Below are 3,875 nucleotides of genomic sequence, written 5' to 3' on the forward strand. Positions count from 1 at the left end.
CTGTCACGCCGACCACCGCCGGCGATCCGGACACCGGCACACGAGCGACGGGCCGCCGCTCCGACCGGGTCCGTCCATCCCGGACCACCCGACCTCCACCGTCCGGTGGAGGGGGAACCCCACCGGACGGACACCGAGCCCTGCCCGCGTGACCGGTCCCGCCGCTCCCCGGCGCGCGACAGGCTTCGACCATGACCATCATCGAGGTGGACAACCTCGTCAAACGCTACGGCGACCACGTGGCGGTGAACGGCGTGAGCTTCACCGTCGACCAGGGCGAGATCTTCGGCATCCTCGGCCCCAACGGGGCCGGCAAGACCACGACCGTCGAGTGCGTCGAGGGCCTGCGCACCCCGGACGGCGGGTCCGTGCGCGTCCACGGCATCGACCCGCACGGAGGCACCGGCGAACTGCCGCACCTGCTGGGCGCGCAGCTCCAGACCAGTGAACTGCCCGACAAGCTCAGGGTCGGCGAGGCGATGGAGCTCTACGCCTCCTTCTACCGCGATCCCGCCGACTGGCGGCGGCTGCTCGACACCCTGAACCTCACGGACAAGGTCGACACCCAGTTCCGGCGGTTGTCGGGAGGGCAGAAGCAGCGGCTGTCCGTCGCGCTGGCGCTGGTCGGCAACCCCAGGGTGGCGGTCCTCGACGAGCTCACCACCGGTCTGGACCCCGTGGCCCGCCGCGACACCTGGGACCTCGTCGAGACCATCCGCGACCAGGGCGTGACCATCCTGATGGTCACCCACTTCATGGAGGAGGCCGAACGGCTCTGTGACCGGCTGGCCATCATCGACCGGGGCCGAGTCGTCGCGATCGACACCCCGGCCGGACTCGTCGCCAGGGTGGACGACCGCAAACGGGTCCGGTTCCGCCCCTCCGTGCCAGTGGACCGGGCCGTCCTCGCCGCCATCCCCGGCGTCACGGCCGTGGAGCGGGCCGGCGGCCAGCTCGTCGTGACCGGCACGGGGAACCTGCTGCTCGCCCTGACCAGCACCCTCGCCCGGCACCAGGTCGTCGCGGAGGACCTCCGGGTGGAGCACACCTCGCTCGACGACGCCTACGTCGCACTCACCGGCCGCCCCACCAGCTCCTGAGGAGATCCCGTGTCCGCCCTGTACCGGCTCACCGCCACCGAGACCCGCCTGTTCTTCCGGGAACCGATGAGCGTGTTGTTCGCCCTCGCCATTCCCCCGGCCCTGCTGGTCATCCTCGGCGCGGTCCCCTCGTTCCGCGAATCCGTCCCGGACCTCGGAGGCCTGCGGATCATCGACCTGTACGTGCCCATCATCGTCGCGCTGGGCGTCGCCCTCTTCGCGTTGACCGGCCTGCCCCAGCAGTTCGCCTCCTACCGGGAGAAGGGCGTACTGCGGCGGATGCGGACCACCCCCGTCCGCCCCCTCACCATGCTCGGCGCGCAACTGCTGATGTCCGCCGCCCTGTCCGTCGTCACCGTGCTGGTCGTGCTGGCCACCGCCCGCCTCGTGTTCGACGTGGGCCTGCCCCGCCACCTGCTCGCCCACCTCGTCGCGTACCTGCTGACCATCTCCGCGATGTTCGCCGTCGGCCTGCTCGTGGCGTCGCTGGCGCCGAGCGGCAGGAGCGCGGGGGCGGTCGGCACGGTGCTGCTGTTCCCGAACATGTTCTTCGCCGGCCTGTGGCTTCCCCGCGACGCGATGAACGACGTCCTGCGGACCATCAGCGACCTCACCCCGCTGGGGGCGGCCGTGCAATCATTGCAGGACGCCACCGCCGGCCACTGGCCCCAGGCGACACACGTGGCCGTGCTGCTGGGGTGGACGGTCGTGGCTGGTGGCCTGGCCGCGCGGTACTTCCGCTGGGAGTGAGTCGTGAGCATCGAGGCCGGGCAGCACGGGGACTGGGACCACCGGGTGGGCGCCGCGTTCGCCGTCCTGCCCTACGTCCTGCTGGCCGTGAGCACCGCCGCGGCGCTGGCGCAAGGGGGCACACCCGTCCACATCCCGGCCGTGCTCGGCGTCACGCTCGTCACCACGCTCTGGCTGGCCTGCCACGACGCCAGGCCCGGCTGGTGGAAGGACCCGGTCCCGGCCCGGCTGCACTACGCGGGGCTGGCCGTGTTGGGCGCGGTCCTGGTAGTGCTCGCGCCCTGGTACGGCATCTTCGCCTTCGTCGGCTACGTCCACGCGTTCGAACGGTTGGACCGCCACTGGCGTTACGCCGGCGCCGCCACCACCTCCATGATCATGTCCGTCTCGTACCAGGGCGGTGTGCACAACGTCCTGACCGGCGACTGGTGGGAGTGGGCGCTCACCTCCCTGGTCTCGGTGGTCCTGGCCGGGTCCTGCTACTCCCTGTTGGACGCGGCCGAAAGACGCGGACGCGAGCGGACACGGGCGCTGGTCGAATCGCACGAGGCCAACGCGCGCCTGGAGGCGGCCCTGGAGGAGAACGCGGACCTGCACGCCCAACTGCTGGCGCGGGCCCGCGAGGCGGGCGTGCTGGACGAGCGGCAGCGGATGGCCCGGGAGATCCACGACACCCTGGCGCAGGGTCTGGCCGGTATCGTCACCCAGCTCCAGGCCGCGGAGCAGACCCTCGACCAGCCCTCGACGGCCGGACGGCACCTGACGAAGGCGATGAGCCTGGCCCGCGAGAGCCTCACCGAGGCCCGCCGGACGGTGCACGCGATGGAACCGGAACTGCTCGCCGACGCCCGGTTACCGGAGGCGATCGCGGCCGTGGTGCACCGGTGGTGCGAGACGCACGACGTCGACGCGGTGCTGACCACCACCGGCGACGCCCGCCCCATGCACACCGACGTCGAGGTCGCGCTGGTGCGGACCGCGCAGGAGGCGTTGGCGAACGTGGCCAAGCACGCGGGGGCGAGTCGGGTCGGACTGACCCTGTCGTACCTCCCGGACCGGGTGCTGTTGGACGTGCGGGACGACGGGGTGGGATTCGACGTGACCTCCCCGCGCGCCAACGGTTCCCCAGGTGGCGGGTTCGGCCTCGCCGGCATGCGGCAGCGGGTGCGGAGGTTGGCGGGACGCCTCGACATCGAGGCGGAGCCCGGGGGTGGCACCGCCATCTCCGCATCCGTTCCCGCGATCCCGGCGACCGGGGGAACCCGGTGATCTCCCTGCTGATCGTCGATGATCATCCCGTGGTGCGGGACGGCCTGCGCGGCATGTTCACCCCCGACCCCCGCTTCGAGGTCCTCGGGGAGGCCGGCGACGGAGCGGAGGCGATCGTCCTGGGCGAACGGCTGCGCCCCGACGTCATCCTCATGGACCTGCGGATGCCGAGGACGGACGGCGTCACGGCCATCACCGAACTCGCCCGGCGGGAGGTTCCCTCCCGAGTTCTCGTGCTCACCACCTACGACAGGGACAGCGACGTGCTGCCCGCGATCCACGCCGGCGCCTCGGGCTACCTGCTCAAGGACGCGCCGAGGGAGGAGTTGTTCCGCGCCGTGGAGGCGGCGGCGCGGGGCGAGGCGGTGCTGGCGCCCAGCGTCGCGACCCGGCTCCTGCGGGAGGTACGCCAACCCGTCCCCGAACCGTTGTCCCCGCGCGAGCTGGAGGTGCTGGAGCTGATCGCCCGGGGCTCGAGCAACCGGGAGGCGGCGAAGCACCTGTTCATCAGCGAGTCGACGGTGAAGACGTACCTCGTCCAGGTGTACGCGAAGCTCGGTGTGCACGACCGGGCCGCGGCGGTGGCCGTGGCCTTCTCCCGCGGCTACCTGTCGCCTCCTCCCTGACCGGGCGGCCACCAGGCCACGGAGGGCCAGGGCGCGCCCTGGCTCGTTCCTCGCCACTCAGGTGGGGGCTCCTGACTGGGGTTACTGGCTCGCCGGGCGGCCTCGGCTGGTGGTCCGGACCGCCCCCCCC

General features: G+C 72.2%; 4 protein-coding genes. All 4 read left to right on the forward strand.

Translation table 11 applies throughout. From position 1 onward, the window contains the following. Window positions 1-191 precede the first annotated feature (191 nt). The 4 genes from ACTIDRAF_RS0220135 to ACTIDRAF_RS0220150 are packed head-to-tail and all read left to right on the forward strand — an operon-like array spanning window position 192 to window position 3,745. The gene (locus tag ACTIDRAF_RS0220135; protein ID WP_016700522.1) at window positions 192-1,100 is read left to right on the forward strand and encodes an ABC transporter ATP-binding protein; all 909 of its coding nucleotides are present in this window, start codon (window positions 192-194) and stop codon (window positions 1,098-1,100) included. A gap of 9 nt (window positions 1,101-1,109) precedes the next feature. Next, a complete protein-coding gene (locus ACTIDRAF_RS0220140) occupies window positions 1,110-1,850 on the forward strand; it encodes an ABC transporter permease (protein WP_016700523.1) in 741 nt (246 codons plus the stop codon). 3 nt (window positions 1,851-1,853) lie between these two features. After that, complete coding sequence (locus ACTIDRAF_RS0220145; protein WP_016700524.1) at window positions 1,854-3,119, forward strand: sensor histidine kinase; 1,266 nt, start codon at window positions 1,854-1,856, stop codon at window positions 3,117-3,119. Continuing rightward, window positions 3,116-3,745: a response regulator gene (locus ACTIDRAF_RS0220150; protein WP_016700525.1), complete on the forward strand. Its 630-nt coding sequence runs from the start codon at window positions 3,116-3,118 to the stop codon at window positions 3,743-3,745. The genes ACTIDRAF_RS0220145 and ACTIDRAF_RS0220150 overlap by 4 nt, the downstream gene beginning before the upstream one ends. Window positions 3,746-3,875 lie beyond the last annotated feature (130 nt).

Origin of the sequence: Actinoalloteichus spitiensis RMV-1378 (assembly GCF_000239155.1) — a bacterium.
In the GTDB taxonomy this organism is placed as follows: Bacteria; Actinomycetota; Actinomycetes; order Mycobacteriales; family Pseudonocardiaceae; genus Actinoalloteichus_B; species Actinoalloteichus_B spitiensis.

Bases quoted from the DNA above. Each gene is read 5' to 3' on its own strand.
- ACTIDRAF_RS0220135 (WP_016700522.1), top strand. From the start codon at position 192: ATGACCATCATCGAGGTGGACAACCTCGTCAAACGCTACGGCGACCAC.